General features: G+C 63.6%; 17 protein-coding genes. 15 read left to right on the top strand and 2 right to left on the bottom strand.

All coding sequences use genetic code 11. The annotated features are described in order from the left end of the window. The first annotated feature begins 23 nt into the window (after positions 1–23). The 5 genes from purL to DYI37_RS02475 all read left to right on the top strand — a co-directional run bounded on the left by purL (position 24) and on the right by DYI37_RS02475 (position 5,373). Positions 24–2,246, top strand: coding sequence for a phosphoribosylformylglycinamidine synthase subunit PurL (purL, locus tag DYI37_RS02455; RefSeq protein WP_116681584.1), 2,223 nt, complete (start codon positions 24–26; stop codon positions 2,244–2,246). A gap of 87 nt (positions 2,247–2,333) precedes the next feature. Next, positions 2,334–2,570 carry a BolA/IbaG family iron-sulfur metabolism protein gene (locus DYI37_RS02460; RefSeq protein ID WP_116681585.1) on the top strand — a complete coding sequence of 79 codons (237 nt, stop codon included), beginning with the start codon at positions 2,334–2,336 and terminating at the stop codon, positions 2,568–2,570. A gap of 61 nt (positions 2,571–2,631) precedes the next feature. Beyond that, positions 2,632–2,979 carry a Grx4 family monothiol glutaredoxin gene (grxD, locus tag DYI37_RS02465; protein WP_116681586.1) on the top strand — a complete coding sequence of 116 codons (348 nt, stop codon included), beginning with the start codon at positions 2,632–2,634 and terminating at the stop codon, positions 2,977–2,979. A gap of 199 nt (positions 2,980–3,178) precedes the next feature. Then, positions 3,179–4,441, top strand: coding sequence for a multidrug effflux MFS transporter (locus DYI37_RS02470; RefSeq protein WP_116681587.1), 1,263 nt, complete (start codon positions 3,179–3,181; stop codon positions 4,439–4,441). A gap of 239 nt (positions 4,442–4,680) precedes the next feature. After that, on the top strand, positions 4,681–5,373 hold the full coding sequence (locus tag DYI37_RS02475; protein ID WP_116681588.1) for a L,D-transpeptidase: 693 nt from the start codon (positions 4,681–4,683) through the stop codon (positions 5,371–5,373). A 92-nt stretch (positions 5,374–5,465) separates the two neighbouring features. Here the strand turns inward: DYI37_RS02475 and msrB are convergent, their stop codons facing one another. Next, complete coding sequence (msrB, locus tag DYI37_RS02480) at positions 5,466–5,879, bottom strand: peptide-methionine (R)-S-oxide reductase MsrB (RefSeq protein ID WP_116681589.1); 414 nt, start codon at positions 5,877–5,879, stop codon at positions 5,466–5,468. Between the two features lie 213 nt (positions 5,880–6,092). Here msrB and DYI37_RS02485 point away from each other — a divergent pair, with 213 nt between their 5' ends. Together DYI37_RS02485 and DYI37_RS02490 are read left to right on the top strand one after the other, a co-directional pair. Then, positions 6,093–6,335 carry a hypothetical protein gene (locus tag DYI37_RS02485; protein ID WP_116681590.1) on the top strand — a complete coding sequence of 81 codons (243 nt, stop codon included), beginning with the start codon at positions 6,093–6,095 and terminating at the stop codon, positions 6,333–6,335. 198 nt (positions 6,336–6,533) lie between these two features. Then, complete coding sequence (locus DYI37_RS02490; protein WP_116681591.1) at positions 6,534–7,070, top strand: hypothetical protein; 537 nt, start codon at positions 6,534–6,536, stop codon at positions 7,068–7,070. Positions 7,071–7,288: 218 nt separating this feature from the next. Here the strand turns inward: DYI37_RS02490 and DYI37_RS02495 are convergent, their stop codons facing one another. Continuing rightward, complete coding sequence (locus tag DYI37_RS02495; protein WP_116681592.1) at positions 7,289–8,881, bottom strand: GMC oxidoreductase; 1,593 nt, start codon at positions 8,879–8,881, stop codon at positions 7,289–7,291. 194 nt (positions 8,882–9,075) lie between these two features. On the opposite strand from DYI37_RS02495, the gene DYI37_RS02500 reads away from it, so the two are divergent. From DYI37_RS02500 to cyoD, 8 genes are all read left to right on the top strand, one after another. Further along, positions 9,076–9,546, top strand: coding sequence for a DoxX family membrane protein (locus tag DYI37_RS02500; protein WP_116681593.1), 471 nt, complete (start codon positions 9,076–9,078; stop codon positions 9,544–9,546). Then, a complete protein-coding gene (locus DYI37_RS02505; RefSeq protein ID WP_116681594.1) occupies positions 9,543–9,992 on the top strand; it encodes a cupin domain-containing protein in 450 nt (149 codons plus the stop codon). The genes DYI37_RS02500 and DYI37_RS02505 overlap by 4 nt, the downstream gene beginning before the upstream one ends. A 12-nt stretch (positions 9,993–10,004) precedes the next feature. Continuing rightward, positions 10,005–10,931, top strand: a complete 927-nt coding sequence (locus DYI37_RS02510) for an SMP-30/gluconolactonase/LRE family protein (RefSeq protein ID WP_245413741.1) — start codon at positions 10,005–10,007, stop codon at positions 10,929–10,931. After that, a complete protein-coding gene (locus DYI37_RS02515; RefSeq protein WP_158555061.1) occupies positions 10,928–11,746 on the top strand; it encodes a VOC family protein in 819 nt (272 codons plus the stop codon). The genes DYI37_RS02510 and DYI37_RS02515 overlap by 4 nt, the downstream gene beginning before the upstream one ends. 306 nt (positions 11,747–12,052) lie before the next feature. Next, positions 12,053–13,078, top strand: coding sequence for a cytochrome ubiquinol oxidase subunit II family protein (locus tag DYI37_RS02520; RefSeq protein WP_147307855.1), 1,026 nt, complete (start codon positions 12,053–12,055; stop codon positions 13,076–13,078). Then, positions 13,078–15,165: a cbb3-type cytochrome c oxidase subunit I gene (locus tag DYI37_RS02525; protein ID WP_116681597.1), complete on the top strand. Its 2,088-nt coding sequence runs from the start codon at positions 13,078–13,080 to the stop codon at positions 15,163–15,165. The genes DYI37_RS02520 and DYI37_RS02525 overlap by 1 nt, the downstream gene beginning before the upstream one ends. Next, entirely contained in the window at positions 15,162–15,833 is a 672-nt protein-coding gene (locus DYI37_RS02530) for a cytochrome c oxidase subunit 3 (protein WP_245413742.1), read from the top strand. Before DYI37_RS02525 ends, DYI37_RS02530 begins: the two co-directional genes overlap by 4 nt. Further along, complete coding sequence (cyoD, locus tag DYI37_RS02535; RefSeq protein ID WP_199520060.1) at positions 15,830–16,168, top strand: cytochrome o ubiquinol oxidase subunit IV; 339 nt, start codon at positions 15,830–15,832, stop codon at positions 16,166–16,168. The genes DYI37_RS02530 and cyoD overlap by 4 nt, the downstream gene beginning before the upstream one ends. Position 16,169: the final 1 nt, after the last annotated feature.

A 16,169-nucleotide genomic window follows, 5' to 3' on the forward strand; every position in this document is an offset into this window, starting at 1 on the left:
AACTCGACCAGCCGAAAGCCGTCATGGACAACGACATCGCCATCACGCCCGACCTCATCGCCGCCCACGGCCTGAAGCCGGACGAATACGAGCGCGCGAGAGGTCTCATCGGGCGTGATCCGACGATCACGGAACTGGGCATCTTCTCGGCCATGTGGAACGAGCACTGTTCCTACAAATCCTCGAAGAAATGGCTGCGCACCCTGCCGACCAAGGGCGAGCGCGTCATCCAGGGGCCGGGCGAGAACGCGGGCGTCGTCGATATCGGCGACGGGCTCTGCGTGGTCTTCAAGATGGAGAGCCACAACCACCCCTCCTTCATCGAGCCCTATCAGGGCGCGGCGACGGGTGTCGGCGGTATCTTGCGCGACGTCTTCACCATGGGTGCGCGGCCGATCGCGGCGATGAATGCCCTGCGCTTCGGCGAGCCCAATCATCCCAAGACGCGCCATCTCGTGGCGGGGGTCGTCGCCGGCGTCGGAGGCTACGGCAACTCCTTCGGCGTGCCGACCGTCGGCGGCGAGGTGAACTTCCACAAGCGCTACAACGGCAATTGCCTCGTCAACGCGTTTGCGGCCGGGCTCGCCAAGACCGACGGCATCTTCTACTCCAAGGCGGAAGGCGTCGGCCTTCCCGTCGTCTATCTCGGCGCCAAGACCGGCCGCGACGGCGTCGGTGGCGCCACCATGGCCTCCGCCGAATTCGACGATACGATCGAGGAGAAGCGTCCGACCGTCCAGGTCGGCGATCCCTTCACCGAGAAATGCCTGCTCGAGGCCTGCCTCGAACTCATGCAGACCGGCGCGGTCATCGCCATCCAGGACATGGGCGCGGCGGGTCTCACCTGCTCGGCCGTCGAGATGGGCGCAAAGGGTGATCTCGGCATCGAACTCGATCTCAATGCCGTCCCCGTGCGCGAAGCGTCGATGACGCCCTATGAGATGATGCTTTCGGAAAGCCAGGAGCGCATGCTCATGGTGCTCTCGCCTGAAAAGCGCGAGGAAGCCGAGGCGATCTTCGTCAAATGGGGGCTGGACTTCGCCATCGTCGGCAAGACGACGGACGACAAGCGCTTCCGTATTCTGTTCGACGGCAAGGAAGTCGCAAACCTGCCCATCAAGGAACTGGGCGACGAGGCGCCCGAATACGACCGCCCTTGGAACGAGCCGAAGCTGAGATCGGAGATCCCGTCTTCAGATCTCGCCGAGCCGGGCGACTACGGCGATGCGCTTCTCAAACTTCTGTCCTCGCCGGACCTCTGCTCGCGCCGCTGGGTGTTCGAACAGTACGACACGCTGATCCAGGGCAACTCGCTGCAGCGTCCGGGAGGCGATGCCGGCGTCGTACGCGTCGACGGCCATGCGACGAAGGCTCTCGCCTTCTCTTCGGACGTCACCCCGCGCTATTGCGAGGCCGACCCCTATCGCGGCGGAGCACAGGCGGTTGCCGAATGCTGGCGCAACCTGACGGCCGTCGGCGCCGAGCCGCTCGCGGCAACGGACAATCTCAATTTCGGAAATCCCGAGAAGCCTGATCTTATGGGCGTGTTCGTCAAGGCGATCGAGGGGATCGGCGCTGCCTGCGAAGCGCTCTCGTTCCCGATCGTCTCCGGCAATGTGTCCCTCTACAACGAGACCTACGGGCAGGCCATTCTGCCTACCCCGACCATCGGCGGCGTCGGCCTCATCGAGGATCGCGCGCACACCGCATCGATCGGCGCGATGGACGAAGGCGACGTTCTCTTCCTCGTCGGCTCCGACGGCACCCATCTCGGTTCATCGATCTATCTGCGCGAGATCGAAGGCCGCGAGGACGGAACGCCGCCGGCGGTCGATTTCGAGATGGAACGCCGGCACGGCGATTTCGTCCGCAAGCTCATTCAGGGTGGCATCACGCGAGCCTGCCACGATCTGTCGGACGGGGGCCTAGCCATCGCGCTTGCCGAGATGTGCATCGCGTCCGGGCTCGGCGCGAAGGTTTCGGTCGGGCACGGATCCGGCCATGCCCTTCTCTTCGGCGAGGACCAGGCCCGCTATGTCGTCGCGGTGAAGCCCGGCGAAGCCGATCGCATCGCCTCCCAAGCCGAGATCGCGGGCGTTCCGGTGCGCCGCCTCGGCGATGTCGGAGGACGAAGCCTCTCCATCGACGGCAGGCTCGATCTCGACATCGAAGCCCTGACGGTCGCTCACGAGCGCTGGTTCCCGGACTTCATGTCCGGCGAGATCGTCGAGACGGCGGCGGTCTGATCTCGTCGCGATACGGCGCGGGCGATTGCAGCCGCGCCGCATCACCCCTACCTTCGAACAGGACCCACTCAAGCGAGGACCGAGCCCATGCCGATGAATGCCGGTGAGATCGAGCGCATGATCAAGGAAGCGATCCCCGACGCGTCGGTGACGATCCGCGACCTGGCCGGCGACGGCGACCATTACGCCGCCGAGATCGTCTCCGAGAGCTTTCGCGGCAAGTCTCGCGTCCAGCAGCACCAGGCCGTCAACCGGGCGCTGAAGGGAAAGCTCGGCGACGAGCTGCACGCTCTCGCCCTCCAGACGAGTGCTCCGAAAGACTGAAGCACGACCGGCACGGGCCCGAACCAATTCAAGCGCCGCCGACAACCCAAAGGACTAACCGATGAGCTCCATCAACGACTGGATCGACAACGAAGTGAAGACGAACGACGTGGTCGTCTTCATGAAAGGCACACCCTCCTTCCCGCAATGCGGGTTCTCCGGCCAGGTGGTCCAGATCATGGACTATATGGGCGTCGAGTATAAGGGCGTGAACGTGCTGACCTCCGACGACCTGCGCCAGGGTATCAAGGAATACAGCGACTGGCCGACGATCCCGCAGCTCTACGTGAAGGGCGAATTCGTCGGCGGCTGCGACATCATCCGCGAGATGTTCCAGGCCGGCGAACTCAAGGAGATGTTCGAGACGAACGGCATCTCGACGACCGCACCGGAAACTGCCGCGAGCTGACCTCTGCCGACGACCCTACAGCCGATCGCTTCTCGAAGGCCCGCCGTTTCGGCGGGCCTTCGTTTTTGCGTCGGGCAGTCTGTCCCCACTGAAAATCCGTAAGTCTTCGAAACGGAAACGAAACGTCACGCATCACGGCCTTGCGGCTGCCGCTCCACGGGCAGATAAGGGGCCAACCTTATCATTTGAAAGCATTGTCATGTCCGTCGCGCCGAACTCCGAAACGCGAGGGCTCCCCTATTGGGAGCTGGTCACGCTGATCGCCTGCCTCATGGCGCTGAATTCCGCGGCGATCGACATCTTCATACCCGCCTTGCAGGACATCGGCAGCGCCCTCGGCGTCGGCGACGAAAACCGCCGGCAGCTGGTGATCACCGCCTATCTCCTGGGCTTCGGTGCAGCGCAGCTCGTCTTCGGGCCCCTGTCGGATCGCTTCGGTCGCCGCGCAGTGCTTCTCGGCGGGCTCGCCGTCTATATCGGTGCGTCCTTGATCGCGATCGGCTCGCCGAGCTTCGAATTCCTCCTGGCGCTTCGGGCGATCCAGGGCATCGGCGCCGCCGCAACGCGTGTCATCGCCATTTCCGTCGTCCGCGACTGCTTCGGCGGCCGCCGGATGGCGAGCGTCATGTCGTTGGTTATGATGGTCTTCATGGCGATCCCGGTGATCGCGCCGAATATCGGCCAGGGCATCATGCTGTTCGGCACATGGAGGGAGATCTTCGTCGCCATCGCGATCTTCTCGGTCGGCATCGCGATCTGGGCGTTCATCCGCCTGCCGGAGACGCTCGCCCCGGAGAACCGGCGGGAACTGACCGCCAAGCGCGTCTTCGAGGCGTTCCGTATCGTCCTCACCAACCGGACGGCCTTCGGCTACACCCTCGCGACCTCGCTGATCTTCGGCGTCCTGTTCGGCTTCATCAATCAGGTCGAGCAGATCTTCACCCAGATCTACGGCCTCGGCCCGTCCTTCACGCTGATCTTTTCCTGCACAGCCGTCTTCATGGCGATCGCCTCCTTCCTCAATTCGCGGCTCGTGGAGCGATTCGGCATGCGGCGTCTGTCCCACGGGGCCCTGTTCGGCTTTCTGGGACTGGCGCTGCTTCACGGTGTGGTGGCCTACGCCCTGAACGGGGCGACGCCGATCTGGTTCTTCGTTCCGGTCATCACGATGAACTTCTGCCTGTTCGGCTTCATCGGCACGAACTTCAACTCGCTCGCGATGGACCCGCTCGGTCACGTGGCCGGAACGGCGTCTTCGGTGCTGGGCTTCATGCAGACCTTCGGTGGCGGCATCTTCGGCGCGATCATCGGCTACATGTACAACGGCACGATCGTCCCGCTTCTCGTCGGCTTCTGCGTGCTGGCGACCGGGGCGCTCGTCTGCGCGCTCGTCGCCGATGGCGGATTGTTCAAGGCCAGGCACCGTCGCGGCGAGGGACGGCGTGAACAGCCGGCGGAGTAGCCGCCGGATCACAGGGTCGCCTCATCCTTGTTGCGGCACCGTCACATTCGCGGTTCGAAGGCTTCCGGCGTAAGCGCGCGTAAACGCTTTTTGTTGCGATGTGTATCTTACATTCGCAAGGATCGTTCGACGGGCCTGCAACGGACGTTTTCTCGGCACTGGAACGGCACGCCGTCCGGGGCCGGGTCGGGGCGTTCGAGGTTTCCTTCGACGGCCGAGGCATTTCAAAGGTGACATTGATGACAATTTCGCGTCGCGGCGTTCTGACAGCCTTCGCCGCATTGGCAGGTCTCGGCCTGTCCGGCTGCACGAGCCTGTCCGGCTCGTCCTCCAACGTTCTCGGCTATGCGTTCGGCAGCAATCTGACGAGCATGTACGGCCCGCTCGAGGACAACGGACGCGTGGTCCCCGCGATTTCGTCCTCTGTGCTGCAGGAGCGCAATGTCCGTCGACAGGTCGCCTGGACGGGCAAGGAGAAGCCCGGCACCATCGTCGTTGATCCCGAGAATCACTACCTCTTCCTCGTCGAGGAGGGTGGCACCGCCCGCCGTTACGGCATCGGCGTCGGCAAGGAGGGCTTCGCGTTCTCCGGCACCACGACGATCAAGCGGAAAGCCGACTGGCCCGGCTGGACCCCGACCGGAAACATGATCCGCCGCGACCCAGAGCGTTACGGCCCCTATGCCGGCGGTGTTCCCGGCGGGCTCAACAATCCGCTCGGCGCGCGCGCGCTCTATCTCTATCGCGGCGGGAAGGACACCCATTTCCGGATCCACGGCACGAACGAGCCCCATACGATCGGCCGTTCCATGTCCTCTGGCTGCATCCGCATGATGAACCAGGACGTGATCGATCTGGAGCAGCGCGTTCCTGTCGGAACGACGGTCGTCGTTCGCCGTGGCGCTCTCAAGGACGGCGGTCTGACGGCCTGACCGTCATTGCAATCCTTCGCATCGATATGACGAAAAAGGGCCGCCGCGAGATGATCGCGGCGGCCCTTCGCATTCCATAAGCGCGGAAGTCGCTACTCAGCCGGCTCGAAGTTCAGGGCGACGCCGTTGATGCAGTAGCGAAGGCCCGTCGGCGGAGGCCCGTCCGGAAAGACGTGGCCGAGATGACTGCCGCACTGGCTGCAATGGCATTCCGTACGGACCATGCCGTAGCTCGTATCCCGGCTCTCCTCCACGGAACCCTCCACCGGCGTATCGAAGCTCGGCCAGCCTGTGCCGCTCTCGAACTTCGTGCGCGAGATGAAGAGCGGCTGTCCGCAGCCCACGCAGGTGAAGGTGCCTGCCCGCTTCTCCTGCAGCAGCGCACAACTGCCCGGACGTTCCGTGCCGTGCTTGCGCATGACCTGATACTGCTCCGGCGTCAGCATCTCGCGCCATTCTTCGTCGGTTCGGGTGACCGGAAAATCCTGCTCGCTTTGTACGTCCATGAAACGCGCTCCTTGCAATCCGTACCCACCCATTTGGCCACGAACCCGCCGCGCACAAGGTCCCGCGACCCTTCGGCCGGATCCGGTGCGTACATGGATCTTCGTCGCGAAGGCGCGGAACGCAACGCGGCCTTGATGGTTGGTGGGGAAACCGGCGGGCACAGGCCGTTCGGAAATTTCGAGTGCAACCATGCGTCAAGGAGTATCCCGCGAGTGACCAAAGGACCGACGAAGTTCGACAACCAGCAGAACCAGCCGGATGTGCAGGATCGCGATCAGGATCTCGGCTATCAGAAGCAGGCTCCGAAGGCGCGGCCATCCATGGATAACGATTTCGATCGTCCGGGCAGCCCGGATCGCCTCGGCGGCGAACTCGAGCGGCGCCCGTCCCGAGCCGTCGAGGTGGACGAGGACACGGACGACCTGAAGAAGGGACCGAACGACCTGAAGGAATAGCCAGCGCACTTACTCGTTAGGAAAGGCCGGCCAGGTGAGCCGGTCTTTCCGAATGCGTGTTTCGCAATATCTTACGCCGCTGAGAGATGGGTTCGCGCAGGGCCACACAACGGAGACCTTTTTCGTCCCGCTCCCTTGGCGAATCGGACGAGTGGACCAACATTGGTGCACAGCAACATCGCTTGTCCCGAGGAAACCATGATGCGAACCCATCGGACCGTACTGACTGTCAGCACCCTCCTTTTCGGTCTCGCAACCGGTTCCGTCTTTGCGCAGTCTCAGGACGCGCCGGCCAGCAGCGACGACGTCATGCAGAGCCTCAGCGAGTCCGCGGATGTCCTGATCGGAAACGAAGACCCCATCGCTTCGGACAAGATTGACGTCTCTCTCGGCGACTGGAATGTCCGCACGACCATCGCCGACAAGCTCTCCGCATCCATTTCCGCGATCCCGCTGACGGTCGCGGTCGAGCCCGAACTGGCGAGCGAGGTCTGTCCCGTGCGCGAGGAAGACCTCGAGCAGCAGGAAACGGTCAGCGCGATTCGAACCTGTGCCGCAAAATCGGTGAATGACGATCTCGTCGAAGCCACGAAGGCCGAGATGGACAAACCCGATCTCGACTCGATCGATCTGATGCCGGAAGCCGAGGCCGCTCCGGTTCCGGGATCGGACGGATCCGCAGGAAGCACTTCGTCGGAGCCGGCGGCCGCGCAGCCCGAGCCATCGACGAACTGATCGTCTTCGCAGTCCTAGCCTCAGGCGTTCTTCTCCCTGATCGGGGTCGGACGCGATTATTTGGTGGGCCCGCCCTTCCCTGCTGACTCAGTCTCAGTGCTGGACACCACCGGCATTTCGCTGCCCGCTGGTGGCCCGCAATCTGCAATGGTTCTTTGGATCGGTCGCTGCAACCGCATCGCGACCATCCGCCAGAATTGGCAGTCCGCCTGTCACCGTCACCCCAATCGTTCTTCGATCCGATCGGCGACGCGCAACGCGTTCGCGATGATCGTCAATGTCGGGTTCACCGCGCCGATCGACGGGAAGAAGCTGCCATCGGTGACGTAGAGATTGTCGATCCCGTGCGCCCGGCAATCGAGATCGAGGACATCCCGCTCTGGATCTTCACCGAAGCGCAAGGTGCCGGCCTGATGGGCGGTTCCTCCGATCGGCGTGTCCTTTCCGAGATAGAGCTTCCGGTCGAGGAGATGGGGGTGGATGTCCACCTTGTCGCAGATCTGGCGCAGCGTTTCGCGCAGAATGTGGTGAGGTTCCATATTGGTCGGCGTGAGGTCGAGATGGACCTCACCGTTGCGGTAATGGATGCGGTTTTCCGGGATCGGCAGATCCTCGGAGGTGAGCCAGAAGTCTATGGAATGGCGGGCGATCCAGTCGAAGGGCTTGCGCGGTAGCCAATGCAGCATTTCGGGCAGCCCCTCGGCCTCGATCTGGGTCCCGTCCGACTTACCCACCATCTGGATGTGGCCGAGCGGAAACTCGCGAGCATTCGCCGGTGACTTGTCATGCGCGTGGTAGAAATCGTTGAGCCCCAGCGTCTTCTGGAACTCGGTCGGGTTCGGCGTGCGGGAGATGGCGAGAACGGTCGCGTTGTTGTGGCGCATGTAATTGCGACCGACCTGGCCCGATCGATTGGCAAGGCCGTTCGGATGCGCATCATTGCCCGAACGCAAGAAGAGCAGGGCCGAGGACAGCGCTCCGCAGGCGACCACGACGATATCGCCCCGGATCACATGGCGCCTGCCCTCGATGATGGTTTCGAGACCGGTGACCTCCCGCCCAGCCGGATCGGTCAGGAGCTTGTCCACATAGGCATTCTTCAGGAGCGTCAGGTTGGGATGAGCCGCCAGAGCCGGATCGACGCAGATGATCTGGGCGTCCGACTTGCCGTTGGTGAGGCTCGGATAGCCATCGAAGGGGTCGCAGCGGAGCAGCCGGGAATGGGGTGTCGCCGCTCCTGTCTCGTCCTGATCCATCAACCCGCCCATGGGCAGGTGGAAGGGATTGAGGCCCTCGCCTCTCAAGCCGGCCGCGAGTTCCGCAATTCGGGGTTCGTGCGCAATCGGCGGATGCTTGTAGGGCTTCGGCGAACGGGGCTCGGTCGGATCTTCGCCGCGTATGCCGCGCACTTCGAACAGCTCTTCCGCCGCTTGATAATACGGCTCGAACTCGTCGTATTTCACAGGCCATTCCGGCGACAGTCCGCCTGCATGGCGGATCGTGCCGAAGTCCTCTTCCCGGAGGCGAAGCAGCACGGCGCCGTAGACCTTCGAATTGCCGCCGACGAAATAGTGCAAGCCGGGCTTGAAGGTCTCGCCGGAGGCGGAACTCCAGGTCTCGTCCACTTGATAGCGTCCGTCGACGAAAACCGCCTTGGTGTCCCAGTTCTCCCGCTCGCGCTTGAGATAGTCGCCGCGTTCGACGAGGAGGACGCGCTTTCCGGTCTGTGCGAGCTTCCAGGCCATGGTCCCGCCGCCGGGGCCGGAGCCGACGATGACCACGTCGTAGCGCTCTTCGATGTCCGCCGTCATAGTGCCTCGTCCTCTGTCGTAATCCAGTGCGCTCCGCTCGTTCGCACTCGCACCCGCCGTTCTATCTAGCCGCCCGGCCCTGCCGGAGCAGCCCCGGCCGGTCGTCTCGCGATCCTAAAAATAGTGTAAGGCCGGAACGCTCGCGCTCGGCGCCGGCTTATCCGTTCGACAAGCGACGAGGCTCTCAGCGCCCAATGACCCTGGAAATCCTGATCACCTTCCTGACGCGGCTGTCCCTCGTCCTTCTGTTTCTCCCTTTCAGCGCCTTCGACAAGATCGCGAATTTCGAGGCCGCAACCGGTCAGGCCGGCGAGGCGGTTTCGAACCGATTCCTGGCACGCGCGCTCATTCTCGTCGGCCTCTTCGTCGAAGTGGTCATGTCGCTCGGCATTCTCACCGGCATCGCCGATCGGCTCGCCGCTTTCATTCTCGCCGGCTACTGCGCGGCGACCGCCGTTCTCTTCAAGCAGTTCTGGCGCGCCGACGATTTCCGCCTGATCGGTCCATCTCGGGGCCGCGATACGTTCTGGGACTTCCTGAAGAATTTCGCGGTTGCCGGCGGCTTCCTCCTCATCACCTTCGGGACTTCCGCAGGAACGGTGAACGACTTCTTCGTCAATCCCCTCTCCTCCACTCAGCCCTACGCGATCGGAACGCAGCCATGAGCGAGAACGACACGCCCAGCGTGCCATATTGGCATCTCTACACCGACGAGAGCGGTGTCAGCCGGCAGGTCCGTTGCCACATGACCGAATTCGAGAAAAAGTCGATGCAGCCGCCCGCAGCGCCCCAATGGCAGGGCAACAGGCATCACGACGGCATGACTGTCATGGTCACGGTGCAGCCGCCTCACTGGGAAGGCACATGGCACGAAAATCCGGCGCCCCAGTGGATCATACCCTTGTCCGGCCGCTGGTTCGTGGAATCCATGGATGGCACACGCGTCGAGATGGGACCCGGCGAGATTTCCTTCGGCGAGGATCAGGGAACCCGCGAAGAGGGCGGCAGGAAGGGCCACAAATCGGGAACCGTGGGCGAAGAGCCGGCGGTTCTCATGGTGGTCCAGTTCGACACCCACCGCGACCGGACGACACCCTGTCGCTTCTCGTGAGGTAGACCTCCAATGATGAAACCATCCGACGAGACGGGCATCGAAATCCTCGACGAACGCTTTGCCCGCTACATTCTCGGCAATGCGCCGATCGAGAAGCTCGCGGACGGCTTTCGGTGGATCGAGGGCCTCGTCTGGATTGGCGACTGGAACGCGCTGCTCTTCCAGGATTTGCCGCGCGACCGGACCATGTGCTGGAGCGAAGCTGCGGGTCTCAATGTGTGGCGCATGCCGTCCGGCAATGCCAACGGGCAGGCACGCGACCGCGAGGGAAGGGTCATCTTCTGTTCGAACCGCGAGCGGGCCGTCGGCCGCGTCGAACACGACGGACGGGTGACGATCCTCGCCGACCGCTTCGAGGGCAAACGCCTCAATTCGCCGAACGACGTGGTGGTCAAGAGTGACGGCACGATCTGGTTCACCGATCCGGTCTACGGCATCTCCAACGATTACGAGGGCACGCGGCAGACTTCGGAGACGACCCCGGCCGTCTATCGCCTCGAGCCCGAGACCCGCGCGCTCACCTGCGTCACCGACGCCTTCGACGGACCCAACGGCCTCGCCTTCTCGCCGGACGAAAGCAGACTCTACATCGCGGAGACCGGCGACCAGACGCGGTCCGATCCGGTTCAGGTGCTGAGGGTCTGCGATGTTTCGCCGGACGGGTCATCGCTCGGAGAACCGCGCGACTTCTTCAAGGTCTCGCCGGGCTACACGGACGGAATGGCAATCGACGAGGACGGCAATATATGGTCGAGCGCCGGCGACGGTGTCCAATGCATATCGCCGGACGGCGAATGTTTGGGGAAGCTTCGCCTCCCCGCGCCCGTCTCCAATCTCTGCTTCGGCGGATCGCCCCATTTCAATCGGCTCTTCATCGGCGTGAGCCACGCGCTCTATGCGGTCTTCCTCGATCGGCGCGGGGCGCGATGGCCATGAGCGATCTCAGGATATCCGGGATCAGGCTCGTCTGCCGCGACCTTCCCCGCAGCATTCGATTCTACCATGAGGCCTTCGGCTGCGTCTTCATCGGAGCGGAGACGGCCGATTTGACGAACGGGGCAGAGATCGCTCTCGGTCGGCAGCGGCTGCACCTCGTTCCAGCACGAGCGGAAGGAGCAGGCGGTCGCTCACCTGAGGCGCGAGACGGCCCTCCCGTTTCGAACGCGACGGGTTTCCAGCACTTAGCCATCGTCGTCTCGAACATGGACGACGCCATGCGGCAACTGGAGCGATCGGCAGATTGGGAGCCGATCTCTTCCGACGGTCCGGAGCGTCTGCCGGACGCCTCGGGCGGAGCCACGGCCTTCAAGTTCCGCGATCCGGACGGCCATCCTCTGGAGTTTCTTCAGTTTCCGCCGGACGCCGTTCCGGAGCGCTGGCAAGATCTCTCGGCGCCCGGCCCGTGTCTCGGCATCGACCACAGCGCCATCACCGTCGCCGATGTCGATCGCGCGATCCGGTTCTACAAGGGCCTCGGCTTTCGGCAGGGCGAGCGCCAGCGTAATATCGGCGCCGAACAGGGGCGGATGGACGGTCTCGGCAATTACGCCACCTGCGACGTCGTGGCGCTGAGACCGCCCTGCGATCACGCGCCCCATCTGGAACTTCTGGGCTATGTAGCGCCCCGAACGGTGGAGATTCCAGTGCCCGACGGCTCGCCGTTCGCGACGACACTCCTTCTTACAGGCACCGGGCGGAATCCGGAATATCTGAGGGATCCAGACGGACACCGGATCGAACGTCTTGCCTGACGAGCGGGTATGCCGCACGCTCAGATCATCGGTGCCGGTCTTCACATCGGAAGGGATGAAGCGTGCAGCACAGCGACATCGCTCTTGCCGCTTCGTGTGAACCGGCCTACCGCCAACCAACACCATCGCTCACCCATCTGCGGGCGGAGCCGGAACGAGATCGACGATCCATGGCGCACCATGTGGAATGCTAGCATAGCCGGATCGCTCGACAGACGCACGGCCGACGCCCGGGCGAGACGCGCCGGTGCCCATGCCCTTCGGATGGGTCTGCGGGTGCGGACATCACACGGCTTCGACAAGCCGATGGCACTCGCCATACTTGCCGTCCTCTCCGCTCTTTCGCTGGCTCTTCTGGTGCCGAGCCCTGCCCTCGCCGCAAGCCTTCTCGACCCCATCGGCCCGGTTCTCGAAGCCCAGAGCTGGCATCTCATACGCGTCACCCTGATCGGTCTCTTCGTCGTCGTGCCGCCGCTGCTTCTCACGGCGTTCGTCATCTGGCGCTACAGGCTCGGTGGACGATCTTCGAGCTATTGGCCGACATGGGAGTTCAACGGCTTCTACGAGACCGCCATCTGGACCGGGCCGGTGATCGTCGTCGGCTTTCTCGGCGTCTGGCTCGTTTCGTCGACCCTCGATCTCGATCCCTACGCGCCGCTGCCCGGAGGCGACCCGCTCCGGATCGATCTCATCGGTCTCGACGACAAATGGCTCGCGATCTATCCGGACGAGCGCGTCGCCGCCCTCGACGAGATCGCCATCCCCGTCGACCGTCCGGTCAGCTTTCGCATCACCTCCGACACGGTCATGCAGAGCTTCCTGGCGGAAGGCTTCGCCGGCCAGATCTATCTGATGCCGGGCATGGTGACGGAGCTCAATCTGGCTGCGAGCGAACCCGGTGAAGGCAGAGCGATCCAGACCCAGTACAACGGCGCGGGCTTCGCCAATCAGCGCGTCCCGATGCAGGCGATGACGGAAGGCGATTTCGACGCCTGGGTAACCGGTGCCTCCGGCGATCCGCTGACCGCCCGAACCTATCCGCGCCTCATCTCCAGCGCGGTCGGCGTAAGGGAGTTCGAGGTCGTGAAGGCCGCGCTCATGCCTCTCGACGATCCCTGCCTGTTCGACCGTGTGGTCGCCCGATACCACCAGAACAAGCCGATCTCGATCACCGAGCAGCCCGGCAGCGCCCTTTACGAACCGGATGCCGCATCGCTGCCGGACGGAGCCTGCGATGCCCTCGTCCCCGAGGGCTCCGGCCCGCATGGAACGGCCATGGGCGGCATGAACCACGGCGCCCATGCAGGCGAGCCGAAGAACGGAAGCGAGTGATGAACGAGAGTTTTCTCTTCGGCCGGCTTTCGCTCAGCGATTTCGAACCGTTGAAGATCTTCCACAATCCGGACCTCAGCACGGCGATCGGCTCGATCGCGAGCTGGATCGTCATCGTCGGTGTCGTCGCCGTTCTCGGCCTCCTCACCGTGAAGCGATGGTGGGGACCGCTCTTCACCCAGTGGCTGAACACCACCGATCACAAGAAGATCGGCATCATGTATCTGGCCTTCGCCGGGATCATGTTCACGCGCGGCGTTCTGGAGGGCGTGGTGATGCGCGCGCATCTGATGACGTCCTACGAGAAGGGCTTCCTGTCCTCCGAGCACTTCGCGGAACTGTTCTCGACCCACGGCACGATCATGATCTTCTTCGTGCTGATGCCGGCCCTCATCGGGCTCATGAATCTTCTCGTGCCCCTGCAGATCGGCGCGCGGGACGTCGCATTCCCGAAGCTCAACCAGATCAGCCTCGGCTTCACCGTCGTCGGCGGCATGCTGATCATGATCTCCCTCGTGATCGGCGGTTTCGAGACCGGCGGCTGGACCGCCTATCCGCCGTTCACCGGCGCAACCTTCCAGCCCGGCCCGGGGCCCGATTACTGGGTCTGGGCGATCGGCCTCTCCGGCGTCGGCTCCCTCCTGTCGGGCCTCAACTTCGCCGTCACCATCTACAAGATGCGCTGTCCCGGCATGACCTTCATGCGCATGCCGCTCTTCACCTGGACCGCGCTCTGCACGTCGATCCTCCTCATCTTCGCGCTGCCGCCGCTGACCGCCGTGACCCTGATGCAGGCCCTCGACCGGTATCTGGACTTCCACTTCTTCACCAACGACCTCGGCGGCAACATGATGAATTATGCCAACATGTTCTGGATGTTCGGCCATCCGGAGGTCTACATCCTGATCCTGCCCGCCTTCGGCATCTATTCGGAAATCTCCCAGACCTTTTCGGGCAAGGTCCTCTACGGCTACGTCTCGCTCGTCGCCGCGACCATGGCGATCGCCGTCCTCTCCTTCACCGTCTGGCTCCACCACTTCTTCACCATGGGCCAGAGTTCGGCGATCAATGCGGCCTTCGGCATCGCCACCATGCTGATCGCCATTCCGACCGGAGTGAAGGTCTATGTCTGGATCGCCACCCTCTGGCGGGGCCGCGTTCGCCTGCGCACGCCGATCGTCTATCTGGCCGGTTTCATCGTCTTCTTCGTCATCGGCGGCTATACGGGCGTCATGCTCGCCAATCCGACGATCAACTTCGCCGTTCACAATTCCCAGTTCGTCGTGGCGCACTTTCACAACGTGCTTCTGCCCGGAAGCCTCTTCGCCATCCTCGCTGCGATCTATACCTGGTTCCCGAAGTTCTTCGGCTTCCGGCTCGACGAGACCTGGAGCCTGCGCACGGCCTATCTGTTCGTGGCCGGTTTCGCAGTCACCTTCCTGCCCCTCTATGCTCTGGGCCTGATGGGCTATCCGCGCCGCAGCCCGGCCTTCGACGATCCGGCCTTCATTCCCTATGTGGTCGTCTCCTTTGTCGGGGCGCTGATACTGGTCTCGGCCTTGACGAGCTTCTTCGTGACCTTCCTCGTCTCGGTCCGGCACCGGGACGAACTCGCCGTTCCCGGCGGCGATCCCTGGGACGGCTGGACGCTCGAATGGGCCTCCCCGGCGCCGGTCCCCGAATGGAACTTCGCGGTGATCCCGCAAGTGTCGTCCCGCCATGCCTTCGGCATCGAGAAGATGTCCGGCCAGGCGTTCCAGTTTGACATCGACCGGATCGAACCCGTCGACCTTCCGGCGAAGTCCTATATCGGCCTTGCGATCGCCGTCTTCGGAACCATGATGGGCTTTGCCCTCGTCTTCTGGATCTGGTGGCTGGCGGCCCTCTCCCTGCTCGTCATGGTCGGCTACGGAATCGCGCTCGGCTTTCTGCCCGATCGGCCGATCCGTATCTCTGCCGAAGAGATCGCTCGCGTCGAGAGGCGCTGGATCGAAGCTGCACGCTCCGAAAATCTGACCCGGCGCGAAGACGAGGTGTCCCCGACCAATCATGGCTATGCCGCACCGATCGCAGGAGCCCGAGCATGACGAGCATGACGAGCATGACGAGCACGGTGGCAGATCCGGGCGTGGACGCCAGCCGACCGTTGCATCCCGGCCTCAATCTCGGGCCGGCGCACGGCGCTGCGCACCGGGATGCGGAGATGGTGGTCTTCGGGTTCTGGGTCTTCCTGATGAGCGACCTCGTCACCTTCGCGATGTTCTTCGCCATTTATGCGACGGCGATCGACGCGACGGCCGGGGGGCCTGGCAATGCGGCGATCACCGACCTCGCCAGCATCGCCATGCAGACCGGCGCCCTTCTCGCAAGTTCCCTCGTCTTCGGCCTCGGCACCGTCGCGATGAAATATAACGAGGGCCGCGCCAAGGTCGTCGGGCTGCTTCTCGCCTCCCTCGCGCTCGGCCTCGTCTTCCTCGGTCTCGAGATCCGAGACTTCATGCATGCCGCCGAGATCGGCGCCGTGCCGATGCGTTCGGGCTACCTCTCGGCCTATTGGGCGCTCGTCGGGCTGCACGGTCTGCACGTCGCCGTCGGCAGCCTTCTCATCGTGGCGATGGTCGCCCAGATCGGGGTCTTCGGGCTGAGGGCGGACGTCAAGTCGCGCATTCTGCGGCTCGGTCTCTACTGGCATTTCCTCGACGTCATCTGGGTCGGCATCATCACCGTCATCTTCCTGCCGGGAGCATTCGCTTGAGCACGAACACGGACACCGTTCTGAAACTCGGAGAGGCCGAACATCGCCGCGAACTGCGCTCCTACTATTGGGGTTTCGCCGGCGCGGTCGTTCTGACGGCCTTCTCGTTTCTCGCCGCGCTCTGGCAGCCCTTCGGCCCGTTCGTCGCCTATTGCGGCCTCGGCGCTTTCGCGGTGGCGCAGATCATCGTTCACTTCCGCTGCTTCCTGCATCTCGACCTGACGCGGCAGAAACGCGAGGATCTCCAGCTTCTTCTCTTCACCTTCCTGATCATCGCCATCATGATCGCCGGCACGGTCTGGATTCTCGGCTCCCTCATGGATCGGATGATGTGAC

Source organism: Fulvimarina endophytica (assembly GCF_003403015.1).
GTDB lineage: Bacteria > Pseudomonadota > Alphaproteobacteria > Rhizobiales > Rhizobiaceae > Fulvimarina > Fulvimarina endophytica.

What these genes read in the sequence shown, in the direction of transcription:
- purL (WP_116681584.1), top strand. Translation starts at nt 24, where the DNA reads ATGGACAACGACATCGCCATCACGCCCGACCTCATCGCCGCCCACGGC.
- DYI37_RS02460 (WP_116681585.1), top strand. Translation starts at nt 2,334, where the DNA reads ATGCCGATGAATGCCGGTGAGATCGAGCGCATGATCAAGGAAGCGATC.
- grxD (WP_116681586.1), top strand. Translation starts at nt 2,632, where the DNA reads ATGAGCTCCATCAACGACTGGATCGACAACGAAGTGAAGACGAACGAC.
- DYI37_RS02470 (WP_116681587.1), top strand. Translation starts at nt 3,179, where the DNA reads ATGTCCGTCGCGCCGAACTCCGAAACGCGAGGGCTCCCCTATTGGGAG.
- DYI37_RS02475 (WP_116681588.1), top strand. Translation starts at nt 4,681, where the DNA reads ATGACAATTTCGCGTCGCGGCGTTCTGACAGCCTTCGCCGCATTGGCA.
- msrB (WP_116681589.1), bottom strand. Translation starts at nt 5,879, where the DNA reads ATGGACGTACAAAGCGAGCAGGATTTTCCGGTCACCCGAACCGACGAA.
- DYI37_RS02490 (WP_116681591.1), top strand. Translation starts at nt 6,534, where the DNA reads ATGATGCGAACCCATCGGACCGTACTGACTGTCAGCACCCTCCTTTTC.
- DYI37_RS02495 (WP_116681592.1), bottom strand. Translation starts at nt 8,881, where the DNA reads ATGACGGCGGACATCGAAGAGCGCTACGACGTGGTCATCGTCGGCTCC.
- DYI37_RS02500 (WP_116681593.1), top strand. Translation starts at nt 9,076, where the DNA reads ATGACCCTGGAAATCCTGATCACCTTCCTGACGCGGCTGTCCCTCGTC.
- DYI37_RS02505 (WP_116681594.1), top strand. Translation starts at nt 9,543, where the DNA reads ATGAGCGAGAACGACACGCCCAGCGTGCCATATTGGCATCTCTACACC.
- DYI37_RS02510 (WP_245413741.1), top strand. Translation starts at nt 10,005, where the DNA reads ATGATGAAACCATCCGACGAGACGGGCATCGAAATCCTCGACGAACGC.
- DYI37_RS02515 (WP_158555061.1), top strand. Translation starts at nt 10,928, where the DNA reads ATGAGCGATCTCAGGATATCCGGGATCAGGCTCGTCTGCCGCGACCTT.
- DYI37_RS02520 (WP_147307855.1), top strand. Translation starts at nt 12,053, where the DNA reads ATGGCACTCGCCATACTTGCCGTCCTCTCCGCTCTTTCGCTGGCTCTT.
- DYI37_RS02525 (WP_116681597.1), top strand. Translation starts at nt 13,078, where the DNA reads ATGAACGAGAGTTTTCTCTTCGGCCGGCTTTCGCTCAGCGATTTCGAA.
- DYI37_RS02530 (WP_245413742.1), top strand. Translation starts at nt 15,162, where the DNA reads ATGACGAGCATGACGAGCATGACGAGCACGGTGGCAGATCCGGGCGTG.